Source organism: Microbispora sp. KK1-11 (assembly GCF_006874435.1).
GTDB lineage: Bacteria > Actinomycetota > Actinomycetes > Streptosporangiales > Streptosporangiaceae > Microbispora > Microbispora catharanthi.
In genome coordinates this window covers 12,508-31,976 of sequence record NZ_VIRJ01000020.1, presented here as the reverse complement: position 1 = coordinate 31,976, position 19,469 = coordinate 12,508, and the positions used below count along the sequence as shown (strand labels likewise).

The following is a 19,469-nucleotide window of genomic DNA, read 5'->3' as shown; positions in this document are numbered from 1 at the left end:
CGTATAACGGAAGACGACGATCCCCCCGGGAGTGTGTCCCGGGGGGATCGTCTGTGTGGGTGCGGGCCTGTCGCGGGTCGTCAGGCGGGCGTGCAGGTGATGCTGGGAGCTCTGTCGCCGCCCCCGCTGGTCATGAGGCCGAAGGCGGTCGAGCCGCCCATCGGGATGTCGCCGTTGTAGCTCTCGTTGCCGAACGCGTAGATGCCCGGCAGGCCGATCACCGGAAGCGACACGGCTCCCCCTACCTGGGTGACGACGGTGCCGTCGGTGTATCGCAACGACACGCGCCAGCCCTTGATCGCCGACGACCCGCTGTTGCGCACGGTCACCTGTGCGACCGCGCCGTGGCTCTGCGAACCGCCCCACACGGTGGTGATCGTGTAGGTCGCCGTGCAGCCGATCGAGTCCGCGGCCGCCGGGACCGCCGTGATCCCCGCGGTCGCCAGGATCAGGGCTGCCGTGGCGATCGTCTGTCTGATCATCGATCTCTCCCTTGCTCGGCGCTGACGTGGATACCCGCCTCCCCCAGAGAGGGGTCCGTCTGGGGAAGGCGGGCGGACTCGGGCGAGCCCGGGAAGCGGGCTACGCGGGGGTGCAGGTGACGGACGACGGGACGGTGCCCGAGCCGGTGCCGGTGAAGCCGAAGCTCGTGGTGGCGCCGGCGCTCAGGCTGCCGTTCCAGGACAGGTTCTTCACCGTGACGTTCGACCCGCTCTGGCTGACGGTGCCGCTCCACAGCTGGGAGACGGTCTGGCCGTTCGGGAACGACCAGGCCACCGTCCAGCCGGAGACGGCCGAGGTGCCGGAGTTGCGTACGGTGACGTCCGCCTGGAAGCCGCCCTGCCACGCGTTGGTGACCTTGTAGGTGGCGGTGCAGGCCTTGCCGTAGACCGTCGGGCTGGGCGACGGCGACGGGGACGGCGAGATCGAGGGGCTGGGCGACGGGGACGGGGAGACCGACGGGCTGGGCGACGGCGACGGGGAGACCGAGGGGCTGGGCGACGGCGACGGCGAGACCGACGGGCTGGGCGACGGGGACGGCTCGGTCCCGGGCGCGTTGCCCCAGATCTTGGTCGATCCCGAGTAGAGCGTCATGTTCTGCACCGTCGCCGGCGTGGACGGCGTGGTGGACACCCCGGTGTACGACCAGTCGTTCGACGGGTCCCACGAACCCGAGCTGGCGATGCGGAACTGCACCTCACGCCGCGACTCCGACTGCCCCTGCGGCGCGATGACCTGGCCCGAGCAGTCGATCGTGACGTAGTAGACCCTGCCGGAGAACTGCGTCGGGCCGGTCGGCGGCTTGCACTGGTTGTAGTTGGCCGTCAGCGTGATCTGGCTCGGCGTGGTGTCGCCGTCGAGGGTGAAGTAGTAGCGGAACGAACCGTCGGACAGCGCGCGGGCCGGCCAGGCCGAGTGGTTGTAGACCATCGTCTTGATCTCGGTGAAGTTCTGGCCGGTGGCGTTGAGCGACGCCTGGAGGTAGATCTCCGGGCCGTCGGGGGTCTCCGCGACCGGGAAGTTGGCCAGCGGCGTGCCGCCGTACTCCTTGTACAGCCGCACCAGCGCGCTGGTGAAGCCGGCGTTGTAGTCGGTGGCGACCTCGTTCATCGTGTAGTCGGCACGGCTGTCGGTGTAGGCGTCGTCGGCCGACTTGGGGCCGCCGACCAGCGCGCCGTACAGGATGTGCCGGCTCTGCTCCGGCTCGCCGTTCAGGTTGTTGGTCCAGGTGCCGTGCGCGGTGCGGTGGTGCGGGTTGCGCGGCGGGTTGGTCCCGAAGCCGATCTCGTACGACGACTTGCGCGGGTTGTCGCCGAGCGCGTAGTTGATCTGCCGCACGGCGAAGTCGTGGTAGCGGGCCTTGCGGGTGGCGTCGGTCAGCCAGTCGCTGTAGTAGAGCGCGACGAACGCCGTGTTGGCGGCGTAGCGGAGCGAGCCCCACGAGTCGAGCACGGCCTGGCCGCCGGGGGAGTAGTTCACCTTCTGCCCGTTGACGCCGACCGTCCACCAGTCGAGCCACCGGTTCGCGTCGTCGGCGTACTGCTGCTTGCCGGTCAGCTTGGCCAGCAGCGCGTAGCAGCCGTACGACTTGTCGTCCCAGGCGATCGTCCACTTGTACGACTTGATGGTCGACTGCGGCTCGGTGCCGAGGTTGGCGTAGTACGACTCGGCCTTGGCGAGGTAGGAGGAGTCCTGGGTGGCGCGGTAGAGCCAGATGGCGCCCCACACCAGCTCGTCGTTGTAGCCGCTCCAGGACTTGTAGAAGTTGGCCGCGTCGGTGATGCAGTCGCTGTACTTGCCCCGCACGGTGTCGGCGAACGTGTACAGCTGCTTGGCGTGGGTGAGGAGCTTGTCGGCGTACGACGGGTCGGTGGGCCGGAAGACCATCGAGGAGGCCGCCATCGCGGCCGCCGTCTCACCGGCCAGGTCGGCTCCGCCGCACGAGGAGTCGATCTTGTACGAGGGCCTGCTCATCGGCAGTACCTCGGCCGCCCCCCACCAGGCGTGGTCGGCGTTGCCGCTGCCGACCTGGCCGTACAGGACGTTGGGGGAGGGGTGCGCCTTGACGAAGTAGTCGTTGACGAAGCGCAGGCTGTTGAGCAGGTAGGTGAGCTGCCCGGACGAGGCGTAGGCGTCGCGGTAGTCCACCGCGCCCCACGCGAGCATCGTCGTGCTGAACGCCATCGGCAGGCCGAACTTGACGTGGTCGCCGGCGTCGTACCAGCCGCCGGTCAGGTCCAGGCCGGCGTCCTTGCCGTCGTTGAGCGCCGAGTCGCCGCGCCAGGTGACGCGGTTGGTGGACGGCAGCGTGCCGGACTGCTGGGCCTCATAGAAGAACAGCGACTTCTGCAACGCCTCGCCGTAGTTGAACGCCGGGGCCGCGGAAGCCGACATGGGGACCGCGGCCGGGACGACCGCGGTGGAGATGATCAGCGCCGCCAGTGCCGGGAACGTACGCCGCATGGAGATGTGCCTCACATAGGTGGGGGGTCGGGGGCGCGGCGGCGGGTCAGGCGCCGCCGCGCCCCGGCTTACTCGGTCGTGTCCCGCCGGGACACTTCCTTGGGGTGCGGTGAAGGGTCAGGCGACACCGCACCCCGGCTTACGGGGCGTGCTCAGCCGTTGGGGAAGAGCAGGCCGTACTGTCCGAGCGCGGTGGCCACGTCGGTCTGCGCCCAGAAGCGGTGGTAGTGGAAGACCGGAGCCGATCCACCGTTCAGGTACGACTGGACCTTCGGCCAGTCCGGGTCGTTCTTGTACCAGGACCGGATGGAGATGAAGGTCGAGTTGCTGTTGATCGGGTCGCCGTTCGGCATCTTGCCGGTCCAGCCGGACGGGACGTAGATCGGGTCGTCGAGGCGGTTGTAGTCCGTCTTGGTCTCGGCCACCGACACGCCCTTGGCGTCCTGGTTGTTCTTCCAGATGCCGTCGAGCAGCGCCTTGGCCGTGCTCTTGGCCTGGGCGTTGCCCGACTTGGCCGCGTAGAACATCAGCGTCTTGGCGTACGAACCGGCCACGCCGATGTCGTCGGTGTAGTCGGCGATGGTCACGTGCAGGCCGGTGTTGGCCGGCGGCATCCCCGGGCCGCTGAAGCTGGCGTCCGGCTGGCCGGTCCAGCGCAGCGTCGACGGGATCTGGAAGGTGCCGTCGGAGTTCACCGTGGTGCCGGACAGCGCCCAGGTGACCCACTTGTCGAGCACCGACTTGGCGTCGGCGTTGCCCGTGGCGTAGTAGTACTCGGCCACGCGCTCCATCGACCACGCCTGGAAGCCGAACCACTGGTTCGACGGCGGGTCATGGTAGACCGGCTGCCAGTCGTAGGCCATGCCGAAGAACTTCGGCAGCCCCGACGGCGGGGCGGCGTAGTGGCCCTCCCAGCTGTTGGTCGCGCCGCCGGCGATGGCGCCCTCGGCCGACTGCAGCCACTTGTAGAACTGGATCTGCCGGGTGAGGCTGGTCGACCAGTCGGTGACCGCGGTGGCGCCCTTGGGCTTCAGCGCGCTGACGTTCGACAGCGCCCAGGCCGCCATCGGGTTCTGGTAGCCGCCGTGGTTGTGGCTGGAGCCGATGCGCCAGGCCCAGCCGGCCGACGTGTCGGTCGCGCCGCCCCAGGCGTAGTACCAGGACAGCAGGTAGTTCGACGCGTTCTTGCCGGTGCCCGCCGGGCAGGAGGTGCTGGTGCAGCCGGGCTGCTTGAAGTACTTGTCGTACATCGCGTAGCGCAGGTAGTCGCCCATCTTCGCGGCGTTGGCCACGGAGGTGGAGATCTGCGACTGCTTGCCCTGCTCGGTCGCCCAGGTCAGCGCCCAGTAGGCGGCCTGGACGGCGCGGGCGTCGGCGTCCGGCGCGTTGGTGTACTTCCACTGCTTGGCGTAGCTGCTGTCGCCGGTGAACAGGTCGAGGTACCCGTTCGGGCCGCCGAACTTGAAGGTGTCGCACGACGGCTGAGGAATGGTCTCGAAGACCGACTCCTCGGGCCCGCGCTGGTAGGTGTTGATGTACGCCGGCTTGGTGGTGCCGTCGCCGCAGCGGCCGTAGCCGTAGGTGTTGTCGACGTCCAGCAGCCAGTGCATGCCGTAGATGTCGGAGGTGCCGTAGGCGGACTTCAGCTCGCCCGCGATCGGGTCGCTGCCGACGCTGACGCTGTTGTCCAGCTTCGACGGGTACTGGCTGATGTCGTTCCACTCACCCGCGTACGTCGCCGGCTTGCTGGCGTCGTACTTGTCGTTGGTGGGCTGGTCGGCGTGCGACGGGATGATGTACTTCTCCATCGTCGTCCACGCGGTGTTGAACTTCGACCAGTCACCGGTGATCTTGCCGTACATCGCCTCCAGCCACAGGTAGTAGCTGAACGCCTCCGACGTCGTCTCGTGGCCCTGGTCGGGAGCCTCCACGAGCAGCGTCTCGACCGAGTGGTACGGCACGCCCTGGGGCGAGAAGTACCCGTTGGCCGGGTCGTGGATCTTGTTGTACATCGTCATGAAGTTGTTGATGTACTGGTTGTTCCCCGGCGAGGGGCTCGTCGACGGCGACGCGGACGGCGACGCCGAGGGGGAGGCGGAGGGGGACGCCGACGGGCTGGCGGAGGGGCTCGCCGACGGCGACGCGGACGGGCTGGGCGAGGGGCTCGGGGACGGGCTGACGGTCGCCCCACAGGTCACGCCGTTGATGGAGAACGAGGTGGGCTTGTTGTTGCTGCCGGACCACGTTCCCTGGAACCCGACGTTGGTCGTCGCGCCGGTGCCGAGGTTCCCGTTCCACGACATGTTCGTGGCCGTGACGGTGGCGCCGCTCTGGCTCCAGTTCGCCGACCAGCCGTTCGACAGCTTCTGCCCGTTCGGGAAGTTGAACTTGAGCGTCCAGCTGCTGATCGAGTCGCCCAGGTTCTTGATGTCCAGGCTGGCCGTGAAACCGCCCGATCCGGAACCCCAGGAGTTAAGCGCGTACTGGACGTCGCAGGACACGGCGGCGGACGCGGGGGTCTGCGCCAGCCCGACGAGGAGGCCGCCGGACACGGAGGCGGCCGCCAGCAGGGCGAGCCGTCTCCGCGATCGTGGGAGCGCTCCCGTACTCAGAGCTCTCGTTCGCATTTGAGGAGGGTCTCCAAAGTGGGTTGGGGGTGGGAGCATCGGATGGAGAAATGCCAGGTAGCGGATTTCACGGCCGATGCGGGCAAGGGTGGATCTGAACCGATACGATGGGAGCGCTCCCACCTCAGGATTGTGGATTGGGCCCCCGGTATGTCAATGACGGGTTGCCGACGCCTCACGCGGTGACCCCCTCGGGCGGTGAGCCGGGGCCCCTTGCTGGCCTTTTGCCCGCGTCTGGCGGATGTGGCGCTAATTCATAACTGAAACTTTCATGTGTAACAGCCTGGCCGTTCACCCCGCCGGGGCCCGTGGTTAGGGCTCTCGGCTGCGGGTAGGCGCTTCCCAACCCTGGAAGGGAGGCAGGCCATGACCATCCAGAAGGAGTCGCCGTCCACGGGCGAACTCGTCCGCCGGCTGTCCGAGGACGTCTCCCGGCTGATCCGCGACGAACTGCGGCTGGCGCGGCTGGAAATGACTCGCAAGGGCAAACGCGCGGGCATGGGCGCGGGCCTGCTCGGCGCCGCGGGCCTCATCGCGTTCTACGGCGGGGGAGCCCTCGTGGCCGCGGCGATCCTGGCGCTCGCGCTCGTGCTGCCGGCCTGGGCCAGCGCCCTGATCGTCGGCGCCGCGCTGCTGGCGCTCGCCGGGCTGGTCGCCCTGGTGGGCAAGGAGCAGGTGTCCCGTGCGGCGCCGCCCACTCCCGACGAGGCGATGCGCAGCCTCAAGGCAGACATCGACGTCATGAAGGAGAGTGCGCGCAGATGACCGAGACCGATCCCGGAGCGGCCCGGCCGAACGCCGGGACCGTGGGTGTGCACAGACAGGACGTGTCCGAGCCGGTCACCGAGCCGGAGTCGCTGAACGCCGTACGGCAGTCGCGGCCCGGCCCCGAGCCCGTCGCCGCGGCCCGGGACACCGAGACCAGAGGCGAACACGAGGACAAGGGGCACGACGAGATCGCCGAGGTCCGCCAGGAGATCGAGCGGACCCGCGACCACCTCGGCGACACGATCGAGGCCCTGGCCGCCAAGGCCGACGTGAAGGCGCGGGCGCAGGAACGCGTGCACGCGACCACCGCGGCCGCGCGGGCCAGGGTGGCCGGTGTCACCGGGCGCGTGCGCGAGGCCACGCCGCAGCCGCTGCGCGGAGCCGCAGGCAGGGTCGGCGAGCAGGCGAAGCGCCGTTCCGGCCTGATCGCCGCCGCCGGAGCCGCGGGCACCGCGCTGCTGCTGCTGCGCCGGATCACCCGGAGCCAGGGTCGTATGACGAGGCCCGGTGTGTCCGGCATGTTCCAGAAGCCGGGCATCTCTGGCAAGGGCATGCCGAGGATGCGCGGCGCCGGCGGAGCCCGCATGGGCAGGGGGATGTTCGGCACGTCCGGCAAGATCGGGATGCCGCGCGGCGGACCTCGCATGTTCGGCTCCCGGATGTTCGGCGCCAAGAGCAGGTTCGGCGGCATGGGCCCGCTCGGCGGCAAGGGCGCGTTCGGCGGGAAGAGAACGCTCGGCGGCATGAGCAGGTTCGGCCGCAAGAGCGGCATGTTCGGCCGGAAGAGCATGTTCGGGGGGACCGGCATGTTCGGCGGTCGCCGGATGCTCCCGCGGTCACGTCGCACGCTCATGCGGAGGTTCGCGCACCGATGACCGACCCCGAGGATGAGCAGGGGCCGCTGGAGAGGCTGTCGCGCCGCGACTGGATCGGAGTCGTCAAGCGCACGGCCAAGGAGTTCAAGGAGGACAACGTCCCCGACTGGGCGGCCTCGCTGACGTACTACGCCGTCCTCTCGATCTTCCCCGGGCTCATCGTGCTGGTGTCGATACTCGGCCTGCTGGGGCAGAGCGCCACCGCCTCGCTGCTCGGGAACATCAAGTCGCTGACGCCGGGGCCGGTCCAGCAGATGCTGCAGACCGGCCTCGCCAACGTCCAGCAGCACCAGGGCACCGCCGGGGTGTTCGCCGTCACGGGTCTGCTGCTCGCGCTGTGGGCGGCCTCCGGCTACATGGGGGCGTTCATCCGGGCGACCAACGCGATCTTCGACATCCGCGAGGGCCGTCCGTTCTGGAAGGTGACCCCGCTCCGGGTGGGGCTGACGCTGCTGCTGGTGATCCTGATGGCGGTCTCCGTGCTCGCCGTCACCTTCACCGGCCGCCTCGCCGAGATCGCGGGGAACCTGCTCGGCCTCGGGCCCGCCGCGGTCACCGTCTGGGGCATCGTGAAGTGGCCGGTCCTCGTGCTGCTCGCGGCGGGCATGATCACCCTGCTCTACTACGCCGCGCCCAACGTCCGCCAGCCCGGCGTGCGGTGGCTCAGCCCCGGCAGCCTGTTCGCCGTCGTGGCCTGGGTCGTGGTGTCCGCCGGCTTCGGGCTGTACGTCGCGCGGTTCGGCTCCTACAACAAGACGTACGGCACGCTCGCGGCCGTGGTCGTCTTCCTCATCTGGCTGTGGCTGTCGAACATCGTGATCCTGAGCGGCGCGGAACTCGACGCCGAGCTCCAGCGCGGTCGCAGGATCGCCGACGGCGAGTCCCCCGCGGAGCCGTACGTCGACCCCCGTGATCCCCCGAAGAACCCCGAGCCCGAGGAGGGCCTGAGCGAGGCTCCCGCGACACGGCGTGAAGCGCGCCAGGAAGCCGACGCGCCGTAAGGCCGCACCCGGCATCGGCGAACCGGAAGACATCGTGAGGAAGGCCCGGCCCTGTGCCGGGCCTCTCACATGATCACGGCGCCTCTCATGATCACGGCGCCTGTCATGGCTGAGGTGACGGAGGCGCGCCGTCGCCCATTCCGGACAGGGCGGCGTTGCGGCGGGCGCGGAGCGCGCGAACCCTGCCCCGGCTCGCGCACGCGGGGGACGGGCACCAGCGCCGCCGCCCGGGCGGGTCGACGAAAACGCCCCGGCAGTCGGGCTCGGGGCAGCTCTTCAGGGCCAGCCGGTCGGAGCCGGTCATCTGGTCCACCGCCTGGCGGGCGATCCGGGCCAGGGCGTGCGCCGTGGTCGCCGGGGGTTCGCGCCGCAGCCGGTCGTCGGCGCTCAGCCGGACCGGATCGTCGTGCTCGCCGAGGAACGTGGCCAGGTGGGCCACGGCGTCCGCCGATGGCGGCCGCTCCTCGACGGTGGCGAGCGCGAGCGCACGCAGCGCCTCTCGCAGGGCCCACGTGCGGTGCAGGTCGTCCTGTCCCGGTGGCCGGGCCGGGGACAGCTCGCACCGCTCCAGCCACTCCGCCAGGCGGGCGGGAGTGGCCAGCCGTTCCACCGGCGCCGCGCTGAACGTGCGGCCTCTGGTGGCGAGCAGGTTCAACCAGACGCCGCCGCAGTCGAAGCGGAAGGCGAGCTTGTCGTCTCTGGTCACGAAGCCAGCGTAACGCTTCAGCCGTTACATCCACTACAGTCCTCCTCGTAACGCCCAAGGCGTTACTTCAGCGAGGAGGAGCGGGACATGACGACGAGCGGCGCCGACCCGGCACCTGGCGACGCGGAGCGGGAGGACGGACGATGACGGCGGCCATCCGGACCGTGCTCGGGGACATACCGCCCGAGGAGCTGGGGGTCTGCGACGCCCACGATCATCTGTTCTTCGCCTCGCCGGCCCTGCCGGGTCAGGAACTGGACGACCCCGGGGCCGCGCTCGCCGAGCTCGACGCCTTCGCCGCTCTCGGCGGGCGTGCGGTGGTGCAGTGGACCCCCTGGGGGCTGGGGCCGCGGGCGCAGGAACTGCCGGGCCTGTCCCGGCGGTCCGGCGTGCACGTCGTCTCCGCCACCGGCCTCCACCAGGCCAGGCACTACGACCCGGACGAGCTGCGGCGCGTCCGCGACGGGCTGACCGGCCTGTTCGTCCGCGAGCTGACCGCCGCTCCCGTGAGAGCGGGCCTGATCAAGGTCGCCGGCGCCTATCACCGGCTCGACGACCACGCGCGGCACGTCATGGCGGCCGCCGCCGAGGCGCACCACGCCACCGACGCGCCCATCGGCGTCCACCTGGAGGCCGGAACCGCGGCCATGGACGTGCTCGACCTGCTGTGCCGTACGCACGGGGTCCCTCCGCACCGCGTGATCCTCGGGCACCTGCACCGGTTCCCGGACACGCGCATCCACAGGGAGGCCGCCGAGGCCGGCGCCTTCCTGGCGTTCGACGGTCCGTCGCGGGCGCACCACGCCGGCGACTGGCGGCTGCTGGACTGCCTGGAGGCGCTCGCGGGCGCGGGACACTCCCGCCGGATCCTGCTCGGCGGTGACACGGTCACCGCGGCGGCCAGGTCCGGGGCCGACGGTCCGGGCATGCCGTTCCTGCTCGGCGGCCTGCGCCCGCGGATCGAGCGGGAGCTCGGCCCCGGCGTCGCATCGGCGATCTTCGTTGCGAATCCGGCCCGGGCGTTCGCGGCGCAATGGCGGCGGCCGTGAGCCCGGGAGAGGCCCCGCCTTCTCGACCAGGAGAAAGGACGGGGCCGGGTCCGCTCAGCAGCAGTGCACCATGTCCGCGCTGGCGGGGGTGGACGAGGCCGCGAACAGGACCTGTGATGGCGCGGACCGGGCTCACCCCGGCGGGAGCAGATCCAGAATAGTCTTCTGGTGTGACGGTCCATGAAGCCCGCATCGGGCGCTACTACGAGGACTTCGTGGTCGGCGACGTCTACCAGCACCCGCTCGGCCGGACGATCAGCGAGGCCGACAACACCTGGTTCACGCTGCTGACGATGAACACCAACCAGAACCACTTCAACGCGCACTTCGCCGCTCGGGCTCCGGTCGGAAAGATCATCGTGAACTCGGGTCTCTCGGTGGCGATCGTGCTCGGGTTGTCGGTCATCGACGTCAGCCAGACGGCCATGATGAACCTCGGCTGGGACGAGATCAGGCTGACCCATCCGGTCTTCGTGGGCGACACGCTGTACGCCGAGTCGATCGTGGTGGACAAGCGCGAGTCGAGGTCGCGGCCGTACGCCGGCATCGTCGCCTGCCGCACCCGCGGCCTGAACCAGGACGGGGACGAGGTGATGTCCTGGCGGCGCGCGGTGATGGTCTACAAGCGTGACGCGCCGCACGACAAGGGGTACTTCCCGCGTGCCAAGAACGGCCCGATGGAGGCGTAGTGGACTTCGAGCTGAACGAGGAGCAGCGGCTGTTCCGGCGGACGCTGCGGGAGTTCGTGGACAAGGAGATCGTCCCCGTCGCGTCCGAGTGGGAGCGCACCGGGCGCTACCCGGAGGAGATCGTCCGGCGGTTCGCGCAACTGGGACTGTTCGGCATCACCGTCCCGGAGGAGTACGGCGGGCTCGACCTCGACCGGGTGTCGTTCGCCCTCGTCTTCGAGGAGATCGCCCGGGGCTGGATGGGCGTGGCGGGGATCCTCGGCTCCCACTCCCTGTCCACCTGGATGATCGCCAAGTACGGCACGGACGAGCAGCGCCGCCACTCCCTGCCCGACCTGGCGACCGGCGCCCGCCGCACCGGGATCGCGCTGACCGAGCCGGGCGCGGGCACCGATCTGCAGGGCATCGCCACCCGGGCGGTCCGCGACGGCGACCACTACGTCGTCACCGGGACCAAGACGTGGATCACCAACGCGCGGCACGCCGACCCGCTGCCCGTCCTGGTGAAGACCTCGATCGAGACGCCCGCCCACCGCGGGATGTCGGTGCTGCTGGTGGACGCCGCCAGCGAGGGCCTGACCGTCAGCCGCGACCTGCCCAAGCTGGGCTACAAGGGCACCGAGACGTGCGAGGTCGTCCTCGACGGCGTGCGCGTGCCGGCGTCGCGGCTGCTCGGCGGCACGGAGGGGCGCGGCATGCAGCAGGTGCTGTCGGCGCTCGAACTGGGCCGTCTCAACATCGCCGCCCGGGCCGTCGGCGTCGCCCAGTGCGCCTATGACGCGGCCCTGGGCTACGCCCGCGAACGGCACGCGTTCGGGCAGCCGATCGCCGGGTTCCAGGCGATCCAGCTCAAGCTGGCCGACATGGCGACCGATATCCAGGCGGCCAGGCTCATGACGTACTGGGCCGCCGTGCGGTCGGAGGCGGGGCCGGTGCGCAGCGAGGCCGCGATGGCGAAGTACTTCGCCTCGGAGATGGCGCTCAGGACGACGATGGAGGCGATGCGGATCCACGGCGGGTACGGCTACTCGCAGGAGTTCGTGGTCGAGCGTCTCTACCGGGACGCGCCGCTCATGGCGATCGGGGAGGGCACCAACGACGTGCAGCGGCTCATCATCGCCAAGGCCCTCGTCGAGGGCGACGCCACGCTCGGCTGGTGACCGTGGACGGTTGCGTGTTCTGTGAGATCGCGGCGGGGGAGCGGCCCGCCCACGTGGTGCTGGACGACGAGGTGGCGGCGGCCTTCCTCGACACCCGGCCGGTGTTCAAGGGGCACGTGCTCGTCGTGCCGCGCGGCCACGTCGAGACCCTGCCCGACCTTCCGGCGGAAGCGGTCGGACCGTTCTTCGCCCGGGTCCAGGCCGTCGCGCGGGCGGTCGAGGCGGGCACCGGCGCGGCCGGCACGTTCGTCGCGATGAACAACCGGATCAGCCAGAGCGTGCCCCACCTGCACGTCCACGTCGTGCCGCGCAACCGCAAGGACGGCCTGCGCGGCTTCTTCTGGCCCCGGGTCAAGTACGACGGCGACGCCGAGATCGAGGACTACGCCGCCCGCATCCGCGCCGCGCTGGACGAGCCTCCCCAGCCGTGAATCTACAACGTAAAGGCCAAGGCATGGACTTTCTGCGCACTCCCGGCGAGCGCTTCGCCGACCTGCCCGACTTCCCCTACGAACCCCGCTATGCCGAGGTGACCGGCGGCGCCCGGATGGCGTACGTCGAGGCGGGCCCGGCGGACGGCCCGCCGGTGCTGCTGCTGCACGGGGAGCCGAGCTGGTCGTTCCTCTACCGGCATGTGATGGCCGTGCTGGCCGAGGCGGGCTGCCGTGCCGTCGCCCCCGACCTGGTGGGCTTCGGCCGGTCGGACAAGCCGTCCCGCCCGGAGGACCACACGTACGCCCGGCACGTGGAGTGGGTGCGATCGCTCGCCTTCGACGCGCTCGACCTGCGCGGCGTGACACTGGTCGGTCAGGACTGGGGCGGGCTGATCGGGCTGCGGCTCGTCGCCGAGCACACCGGCCGCTTCGCCCGGGTGGTCGCCGCCAACACCGGCCTGCCGACCGGCGACATCCCGATGCCCGAGGTGTGGCACCGCTTCCGGGAGGCCGTCGAGAAGGCGCCCGTGCTCGACATCGCCCGGTTCATCCAGTCGGGCTGCGTCACCGAGCTGCCCGAGCCCGTACGGCGGGCCTACGACGCGCCGTTCCCGTCCGAGGAGTTCAAGGCCGGGCCGCGGGCGATGCCGGGCCTGGTGCCGATCACCCCCGACGACCCGGCCGCTCCCGCCAACCGCGCCGCCTGGCAGACCCTCGTCACCCTCGACCTGCCGTTCCTCGTCGCGTTCTCCGACCGCGACCCCATCACCGGCGGGATGGCGCCGATCCTGAAGAAGTCCATGCGCGGCGCGGCCGGGCTCGACCACCCCGTCATCGGCGGCGCCGGCCACTTCCTGCAGGAGGACGCCGGCCGCGAGCTGGGCGAGGCCGTCGCCGCCTTCGTCCACGAGACGGCTTCCCGGTAGGTCCGTCGCGCGGAGGACGGCCGGGCGGCCTCACGCGCCGGCCGTCCCGACGCCGGTCTCCCGCCGCCCCGCCGTTCATCGGGCCGGGCGCGTCGTCCCCGCCCGGCTCGGGAGTAGGCTGCGGCGGCGTGGAACCGGTCGTCACCGCGCTCGTCGTCGCCGTCCTCGTCGCCGTGCCGGCGGTCGTGCTGTGGCGGGTGCTGCGCGGCCGGCGCGACCTCGGCAGCAGCCCCGCAGAGCGGGCGACGTTCGAGACGCTGCACACCGCGTCGCTGGCCGCGCCGCCGCTGCGCGCCGGGCTGACCCAGGCCGGGGCGCTGAAGGCGTCGCGGCACCTGCGCGAGCTGCTCGGCTCCCCGGCCATCGCCATCACCAACGGCGAGGAGCTGCTCGTCTACGACGGGGCGGGCGACCACCACGCGGCCGAGGCGTTCGAGCACGCGGCGGAGACGCTGAAGGACGGCCGCACCCAGGTGCTCGCGCTCGACTGCGCGCGGCCCGAGTGCCCCGTCAGGCACGCCGTCGTCGTCCCGCTCACCACCGACGACCGCGTCGTCGGCTCGCTCGCGGCGTACGGCGACCACGCCTCGGCGGGGCTCGTGCGGGCGGCGCAGGAGGTCGCGCGGTGGGTCGACTCCCAGCTGGAGCTGGCCGAGCTCGACCGCTCCCGGACGATGCTGATGGAGGCGGAGGTCCGGGCGCTGCGGGCGCAGATCTCGCCCCACTTCATCTACAACTCGCTGACCACCATCGCGTCGTTCGTCCGCACCGACCCCGAGCGGGCCAGGGAACTGCTGCTGGAGTTCGCCGACTTCACCCGCTACTCCTTCCGGCGGCACGGCGACTTCACCACGCTCGCCGAGGAACTGCGTTCGATCGACCGCTACCTCACGCTCGAGCGGGCCAGATTCGGCGACCAGCTCCAGGTCACGCTGCGCATCGCGCCGGAGGTGCTGCCCGTGGCCGTGCCGTTCCTGTGCCTGCAGCCGCTGGTGGAGAACGCCGTACGGCACGGCCTGGAGGCCAAGCCGGGCGTGGGCCGCATCACGATCGTCGCCGAGGACGCGGGCGCGGAGTGCGGCATCACCGTCGAGGACGACGGCGTCGGCATGGACCCCGAACGGCTGCGGCGGGTGCTCGCCGGCGAGGACCGCTCGGGCGCGGGCGGGATCGGCGTGGCCAACGTGGACGAGCGGCTGCGCCAGGTCTACGGCGACGAGTACGGTCTCGTCGTGGAGACCGGCGAGGGCGCCGGCACCAAGGTCACCGTGCGGGTCCCCAAGTATCACCCCGGGGTCTCCCTCCACTGACACCGTCTCGTGACAACGGGAGGCGTTGACTTACCGACGTTGTGGTCATCACTCTCTAGGGGATCGGTCGGTGAAAGGGGTGATCGTGAGCGGTCTGCGGGTTCTGGCGGTGGACGACGAGCAGCCCGCGCTGGAGGACGTCGCCTATCTGCTGCGCGCGGATCCCCGCATCGGCGACGTGCTCACCGCCCGCGACGGGGCCGCCGCGCTGCGGCTGCTCGACCGCGCCATCGCGGACGGCAGGCCGGTGGACGCGGTCTTCCTCGACATCCGCATGCGCGGGCTCGACGGAGTGGTGCTGGGCCGGCTGCTGACCCAGTTCACCCGGCCGCCGAAGATCGTGTTCGTGACGGCGTACGAGGACCACGCCGTCGACGCCTTCGAGCTGAAGGCCGAGGACTACCTGCTCAAGCCCGTACGGCCGGAGCGGCTCGCCGAGGCGATCCGCCGGGTGTGCGGCAGCCGCGGCGAGCCGGGGGAGGGGCCGCAGGCGGACACGATCCCGGTCGAGCTGGGCGGCGTCACCCGGTTCGTGGCGAGCACGGAGGTGCGCTACGTCGAGGCGCAGGGCGACTACGCGCGGCTGCACACGGCGACCGGCAGCCACCTGGTCCGCATCCCGCTGGCCACGCTGGAGGAACGCTGGGCGTCGGCCGGGTTCCTGCGCGTCCACCGCAGCCACCTCGTCGCGGTCAAGCACATCGACGAGCTGCACATCGACTCGGGCAAGTGCGTGGTGCGGGTGGGGGAGACCGAGATCCCGGTGAGCCGCCGCCACACCCGGGAGCTGCGCGACCTGCTCGTCCGCCGGGCCCGCAGGGGCCAGACCCGGTGAGCGGCCGGTGAGGGCGCGATGACCGGCAAGCCCCGCAGGGCGGCGGCGACCGGCGCGCGCGGGCAGGGTGAAGGGGCGGCGACGACCGGGAAGCCCCGCAGGGTGGTGGTGACCAGCCCCCGCACGGCGGCGGCGCGCAGGCCGCGGCACCCGCTCACCCGTGAGATCGACGAGCAGACCCGGCTGGGCGAGGTCTACATGGGCTCCCTGGTGCGGACCCAGTTCCGCCTGGCGTTGTTCGTGTGCACCCTGCTCGCCTGCGTCGTGGGCGGGCTGCCGCTGCTGTTCCTGCTGGCCCCGGAGCTGCGCGCGGCCGAGCTGTTCGGCCTGCCGCTGCCGTGGGTCGTGCTCGCCGGGCTGATCTACCCGGCGCTCGTCGGTGGCGCCTGGCTGTACGTGCGGCAGGCCGAGCGCAACGAGCGCGACTTCGCCGACCTCGTGGAACGCCAATGAGGACGGTGGGGGGATGAGGACGGTGCGCCGGTGAGCCAGATCGCCGCGGTCGTCCTGGTGATGCTGGCGACCGTCCTCATCGGCGCGTTCGGCATCCGGGTGTCGCGCACCACGTCGGACTTCTACGTCGCCTCCCGCACGGTCTCGCCCCTGTGGAACGCCTCGGCCATCGGCGGGGAGTACCTGTCGGCGGCGTCCTTCCTCGGCGTCGCGGGGCTGATCCTCACCTTCGGCGCGGACATGCTGTGGCTGCCGGTCGGCTGGACCGGCGGCTACCTCGTGCTGCTGGTGCTGGTGTCGGCGCCGCTGCGGCGGTCGGGGGCCTACACGCTGCCCGACTTCGCCGAGGCGCGGCTGGAGTCGATGGCGGTGCGGCGGCTGTCCAGCGTGCTCGTCGTGCTGATCGGCTGGCTGTACCTCATGCCGCAGTTCCAGAGCGCCGGGGTGGTCTTCCGTACGATCACCGGGGCGCCGCCGTGGACGGGCAGCCTGCTGGTGGCGGTGGTGGTCGCGACCAACGTGCTGTCGGGCGGCATGCGGTCGATCACGTTCGTCCAGGCGTTCCAGTACTGGCTGAAGCTGACCGCGCTGGCGGTGCCGCTGGCGTTCATGCTGGTGGCCTGGTGGTCGGACGGAAGGCCCGGGCTCGCCCCCGGGGACGAGTGGGTGCTGCCGCTCCACGGCCGCGATCACCCCGTCTACGAGACGTACTCGCTGATCCTCGCGACGTTCCTCGGGACGATGGGGCTGCCGCACGTGCTCGTACGCTTCTACACCAACCCGGACGGCCGGGCCGCCCGCCGCACCACGCTCGTCGTGCTGACGCTGCTCGGCGCCTTCTACCTGATGCCCGCGGTGTACGGCTACCTCGGCCACGTCTACGGCATGCCGCAGAGCGACACCGTGGTCATCGCGCTGCCGGGGCGGCTGGTCGGCGGGCCGGTGGGCGAGTTCCTGACCGCGCTGGTGACCGCGGGGGCGTTCGCGGCGTTCCTGTCGACCTCGTCGGGGCTGACGGTGTCGGTCGCCGGAGTGATCGCGCAGGACATCCTGCGCGGCGGGGTGCGCGCGTTCCGCGTCGCGACCGTGCTCGCGGTGCTCGTGCCGTTCGCGCTGGCGGGCCTGGCCAGGGCGCTGCCGGTGGCGACCGTGGTGGGGCTGGCGTTCGCCGTGGCCGCCTCGTCGTTCTGCCCGCTGCTCGTGCTCGGCATCTGGTGGCGCAGGCTGACGACGGCGGGGGCGATGGCCGGGCTGCTGGCCGGGGGAGGGCTGGCCTGCGCGGCGGTCGTGATCACCATCATCGGCGGCCCGCACACCGGCTGGGCGGGGTCGCTGCTGGCGGAGCCGGCGGCCTGGACGGTGCCCGTGTCGTTCACGGTCATGGTGGTGGTGTCGCTGCTGACGCCGTCGCGGGTGCCGCGCGGCGTGGCGCGCACGATGGTCCGCCTGCACACGCCCGAGACGCTGAACGTCGACCGGGGCGACTGGCGCCCGCGTTTCATGTAGTCGTGCGTTCAGCGGCGGCCTGGCGTTTCATGTCACGCGTGTGTGACCGCTCGGCGCGTGCAACCGACCATTCGTCGCACGGATGCGCCATGTGAACGAGCGGGCGGTACGGCTGGGCGACTCGGCGGCCCCCGGGACTCGTCGGTGGACACGGCGCGCTCCTACGTTGAAGTGATTCAGATCACTTGCCGAAGGAGATCTTGTGACCGTCCAGCACGATCCATCGGTCTACGAACGTATACAAGCGGGTGAGCAGTTCCAGGAGCTGCGCCGCCGCTTCCGGTCCTGGGTCTTCCCCATGACCATCGCCTTCCTGGTGTGGTACCTGCTCTACGTGGTGCTGTCCGGCTTCGCCCGGGACTTCATGGGCACCAAGTTGTTCGGCAACATCAACGTCGCCCTCGTCTTCGGCGTGCTGCAGTTCGTGTCGACGTTCCTGATCGCCTGGGCGTACTCGCGGCACGCGGCGGCCAAGCTCGACCCGATCGCCGACGAGCTGCGCGACGGGACCGAGACCCGCGACGAGGTCGGGGAGGGCGCCAAGTGAGTCACGAGACGCTGTCCACGATCCTCTTCCTGGTCTTCGTCGCCCTCACGCTGGCGATCACGTTCTGGGCCAGCCGCAACACCAAGAGCGCGGCGGACTTCTACGCGGGCGGCCGGTCGTTCAGCGGTCTGCAGAACGGCCTGGCGATCGGCGGCGACTACATGTCGGCCGCGTCGTTCCTCGGCATCGCCGGCATCATCGCGCTGTCCGGCTACGACGGCTTCCTCTACTCGATCGGCTTCCTCGTCGCCTGGCTGGTGGCGCTGCTGCTCGTCGCCGAGCTCATGCGCAACTCCGGCAAGTACACGATGGCCGACGTGCTGGCGTTCCGGATGTCGCCGCGCCCTGTCCGTACGGCGGCCGGAGTGTCCACGATCGTCGTCAGCATCTTCTATCTGCTCGCGCAGATGGTCGGCGCGGGCGCGCTCGTCGGTCTGCTGCTCGGCGTCCACTCTCAGGCGGGCAAGATCTGGACGATCATCGCGGTCGGCCTGCTGATGATCATCTATGTCGTGTTCGGCGGCATGAAGGGCACCACCTGGGTGCAGATCGTCAAGGCCGTCATGCTGATGGTCGGCGCCGCGCTGATCACCCTGCTCGTGCTCGGCAAGTTCGGCTTCAACCTGTCCGGGCTGCTCGGCGACGCCGCCACCCAGAGCGGCAAGGGCGACGCCTTCCTCAACGCGGGCCTCAAGTACGGCACCGCTACCCAGGGGACCTGGGGCAAGATCGACCTGATCAGCCTCGGCCTGGCCCTGGTGCTCGGCACGGCGGGCCTGCCGCACGTCCTCATCCGCTTCTACACGGTGCCCACCGCCAGGGACGCCCGCAAGTCGGTCCTGTGGGGCATCGGCATCATCGGCGTGTTCTACCTGCTGACGCTGGTGCTCGGCTTCGGCGCCGCGGCCCTGGTGGGCTCGAAGACGATCGCCGCGGCCGACAAGGCCGGCAACACGGCGGCCCCGCTGCTCGCCCAGAAGGTGGGCCAGGACATCTTCGGCGACGTCGGCGGCACGGTCCTGCTGGCGGTCATCGCGGCGGTCGCGTTCGCCACGATCCTCGCGGTGGTCGCGGGCCTGACCCTCGCGTCCTCCTCCAGCTTCGCCCACGACCTGTACGCCCACGTGTTCAAGCGGGGCGGCGCCACCGAGCGCCAGGAGGTCGTGGTCGCCCGCGTCGCCGCGTTCGTGATCGGCGCGGTCGCGATCGCGCTGAGCATCTTCGCCCAGTCGCTCAACGTGGCGTTCCTCGTGTCGCTGGCCTTCGCGGTGGCCGCGTCGGGCAACCTGCCGGCGATCCTCTACAGCCTGTTCTGGAAGAGGTTCAACACGGCGGGCGCGGTCTCGGCCATCTACGGCGGCCTGATCTCCGCCGTGGTGCTGGTGATCTTCTCGCCGGTCGTCTCGGGCGCGCCGACGGCGATGTTCCCCGACGCCGACTTCCACCTGATCCCGCTGTCGAACCCGGGCATCTTCTCGATCCCGATCGGCTTCCTGTGCGGCTACCTCGGCACGATCCTGAGCAAGGAGTACAACGCGTCGAAGTACGCAGAGATCGAGGTCCGCTCGCTCACCGGCCTCGGCGCCGAGCAGGCCACGGGCCACTGACGCCGGCTCCCG

General features: G+C 70.9%; 18 protein-coding genes. 14 read left to right on the top strand and 4 right to left on the bottom strand.

What is annotated here, in order from left to right:
• Nucleotides 1-80: 80 nt before the first annotated feature.
• From FLW16_RS25925 to FLW16_RS25915, 3 genes are all read right to left on the bottom strand, one after another.
• Complete coding sequence (locus tag FLW16_RS25925; RefSeq protein WP_142562756.1) at nt 81-482, bottom strand: cellulose binding domain-containing protein; 402 nt, start codon at nt 480-482, stop codon at nt 81-83.
• Between the two features lie 100 nt (nt 483-582).
• Nucleotides 583-2,964, bottom strand: coding sequence for a glycoside hydrolase family 9 protein (locus tag FLW16_RS25920; RefSeq protein WP_142562755.1), 2,382 nt, complete (start codon nt 2,962-2,964; stop codon nt 583-585).
• 152 nt (nt 2,965-3,116) lie between these two features.
• On the bottom strand, nt 3,117-5,465 hold the full coding sequence (locus FLW16_RS25915; RefSeq protein ID WP_396686810.1) for a glycoside hydrolase family 48 protein: 2,349 nt from the start codon (nt 5,463-5,465) through the stop codon (nt 3,117-3,119).
• Between the two features lie 492 nt (nt 5,466-5,957).
• On the opposite strand from FLW16_RS25915, the gene FLW16_RS25910 reads away from it, so the two are divergent.
• Genes FLW16_RS25910 through FLW16_RS25900 form a run of 3 tightly spaced genes read left to right on the top strand, consistent with a single transcriptional unit; the run spans nt 5,958 to nt 8,235 of the window.
• A complete protein-coding gene (locus FLW16_RS25910) occupies nt 5,958-6,356 on the top strand; it encodes a phage holin family protein (RefSeq protein WP_142562753.1) in 399 nt (132 codons plus the stop codon).
• Nucleotides 6,353-7,234: a DUF3618 domain-containing protein gene (locus FLW16_RS25905; RefSeq protein ID WP_142562752.1), complete on the top strand. Its 882-nt coding sequence runs from the start codon at nt 6,353-6,355 to the stop codon at nt 7,232-7,234. Before FLW16_RS25910 ends, FLW16_RS25905 begins: the two co-directional genes overlap by 4 nt.
• Nucleotides 7,231-8,235, top strand: coding sequence for a YihY/virulence factor BrkB family protein (locus tag FLW16_RS25900; protein ID WP_142562751.1), 1,005 nt, complete (start codon nt 7,231-7,233; stop codon nt 8,233-8,235). The genes FLW16_RS25905 and FLW16_RS25900 overlap by 4 nt, the downstream gene beginning before the upstream one ends.
• A 103-nt stretch (nt 8,236-8,338) precedes the next feature.
• Here FLW16_RS25900 and FLW16_RS25895 read toward each other — a convergent pair whose 3' ends face one another.
• Entirely contained in the window at nt 8,339-8,941 is a 603-nt protein-coding gene (locus tag FLW16_RS25895) for an ABATE domain-containing protein (protein WP_142562750.1), read from the bottom strand.
• Between the two features lie 143 nt (nt 8,942-9,084).
• On the opposite strand from FLW16_RS25895, the gene FLW16_RS25890 reads away from it, so the two are divergent.
• From FLW16_RS25890 to FLW16_RS25840, 11 genes are all read left to right on the top strand, one after another.
• Nucleotides 9,085-9,990 (top strand): phosphotriesterase, encoded by a 906-nt coding sequence (locus FLW16_RS25890; protein ID WP_142562749.1) that lies wholly within the window; start codon nt 9,085-9,087, stop codon nt 9,988-9,990.
• A gap of 170 nt (nt 9,991-10,160) precedes the next feature.
• Entirely contained in the window at nt 10,161-10,679 is a 519-nt protein-coding gene (locus FLW16_RS25885; protein ID WP_142562748.1) for a MaoC family dehydratase, read from the top strand.
• Nucleotides 10,679-11,839: an acyl-CoA dehydrogenase family protein gene (locus FLW16_RS25880; RefSeq protein ID WP_142562747.1), complete on the top strand. Its 1,161-nt coding sequence runs from the start codon at nt 10,679-10,681 to the stop codon at nt 11,837-11,839. Before FLW16_RS25885 ends, FLW16_RS25880 begins: the two co-directional genes overlap by 1 nt.
• Nucleotides 11,836-12,270: an HIT family protein gene (locus tag FLW16_RS25875; protein ID WP_312847154.1), complete on the top strand. Its 435-nt coding sequence runs from the start codon at nt 11,836-11,838 to the stop codon at nt 12,268-12,270. Before FLW16_RS25880 ends, FLW16_RS25875 begins: the two co-directional genes overlap by 4 nt.
• A gap of 23 nt (nt 12,271-12,293) precedes the next feature.
• Complete coding sequence (locus tag FLW16_RS25870) at nt 12,294-13,199, top strand: haloalkane dehalogenase (protein WP_142562746.1); 906 nt, start codon at nt 12,294-12,296, stop codon at nt 13,197-13,199.
• Between the two features lie 128 nt (nt 13,200-13,327).
• Nucleotides 13,328-14,509 (top strand): sensor histidine kinase, encoded by a 1,182-nt coding sequence (locus FLW16_RS25865; RefSeq protein WP_142562745.1) that lies wholly within the window; start codon nt 13,328-13,330, stop codon nt 14,507-14,509.
• An 85-nt stretch (nt 14,510-14,594) separates the two neighbouring features.
• Entirely contained in the window at nt 14,595-15,344 is a 750-nt protein-coding gene (locus FLW16_RS25860; protein ID WP_139574924.1) for a LytTR family DNA-binding domain-containing protein, read from the top strand.
• Between the two features lie 18 nt (nt 15,345-15,362).
• Nucleotides 15,363-15,797 carry a hypothetical protein gene (locus tag FLW16_RS25855; protein WP_260615582.1) on the top strand — a complete coding sequence of 145 codons (435 nt, stop codon included), beginning with the start codon at nt 15,363-15,365 and terminating at the stop codon, nt 15,795-15,797.
• Nucleotides 15,798-15,857: 60 nt separating this feature from the next.
• Nucleotides 15,858-17,303 (top strand): cation acetate symporter, encoded by a 1,446-nt coding sequence (locus FLW16_RS25850; RefSeq protein ID WP_142562856.1) that lies wholly within the window; start codon nt 15,858-15,860, stop codon nt 17,301-17,303.
• 202 nt (nt 17,304-17,505) lie between these two features.
• Nucleotides 17,506-17,850 (top strand): DUF485 domain-containing protein, encoded by a 345-nt coding sequence (locus FLW16_RS25845; RefSeq protein WP_142562744.1) that lies wholly within the window; start codon nt 17,506-17,508, stop codon nt 17,848-17,850.
• Nucleotides 17,847-19,457: a cation acetate symporter gene (locus tag FLW16_RS25840; RefSeq protein ID WP_142562743.1), complete on the top strand. Its 1,611-nt coding sequence runs from the start codon at nt 17,847-17,849 to the stop codon at nt 19,455-19,457. Before FLW16_RS25845 ends, FLW16_RS25840 begins: the two co-directional genes overlap by 4 nt.
• The last annotated feature ends 12 nt before the right edge of the window (nt 19,458-19,469 follow it).

Coding starts and splice junctions, on each gene's coding strand:
- FLW16_RS25890 (WP_142562749.1), top strand. CDS start 9,085: ATGACGGCGGCCATCCGGACCGTGCTCGGGGACATACCGCCCGAGGAG.
- FLW16_RS25870 (WP_142562746.1), top strand. CDS start 12,294: ATGGACTTTCTGCGCACTCCCGGCGAGCGCTTCGCCGACCTGCCCGAC.
- FLW16_RS25850 (WP_142562856.1), top strand. CDS start 15,858: ATGCTGGCGACCGTCCTCATCGGCGCGTTCGGCATCCGGGTGTCGCGC.
- FLW16_RS25925 (WP_142562756.1), bottom strand. CDS start 482: ATGATCAGACAGACGATCGCCACGGCAGCCCTGATCCTGGCGACCGCG.
- FLW16_RS25900 (WP_142562751.1), top strand. CDS start 7,231: ATGACCGACCCCGAGGATGAGCAGGGGCCGCTGGAGAGGCTGTCGCGC.
- FLW16_RS25910 (WP_142562753.1), top strand. CDS start 5,958: ATGACCATCCAGAAGGAGTCGCCGTCCACGGGCGAACTCGTCCGCCGG.
- FLW16_RS25905 (WP_142562752.1), top strand. CDS start 6,353: ATGACCGAGACCGATCCCGGAGCGGCCCGGCCGAACGCCGGGACCGTG.
- FLW16_RS25855 (WP_260615582.1), top strand. CDS start 15,363: ATGACCGGCAAGCCCCGCAGGGCGGCGGCGACCGGCGCGCGCGGGCAG.
- FLW16_RS25920 (WP_142562755.1), bottom strand. CDS start 2,964: ATGCGGCGTACGTTCCCGGCACTGGCGGCGCTGATCATCTCCACCGCG.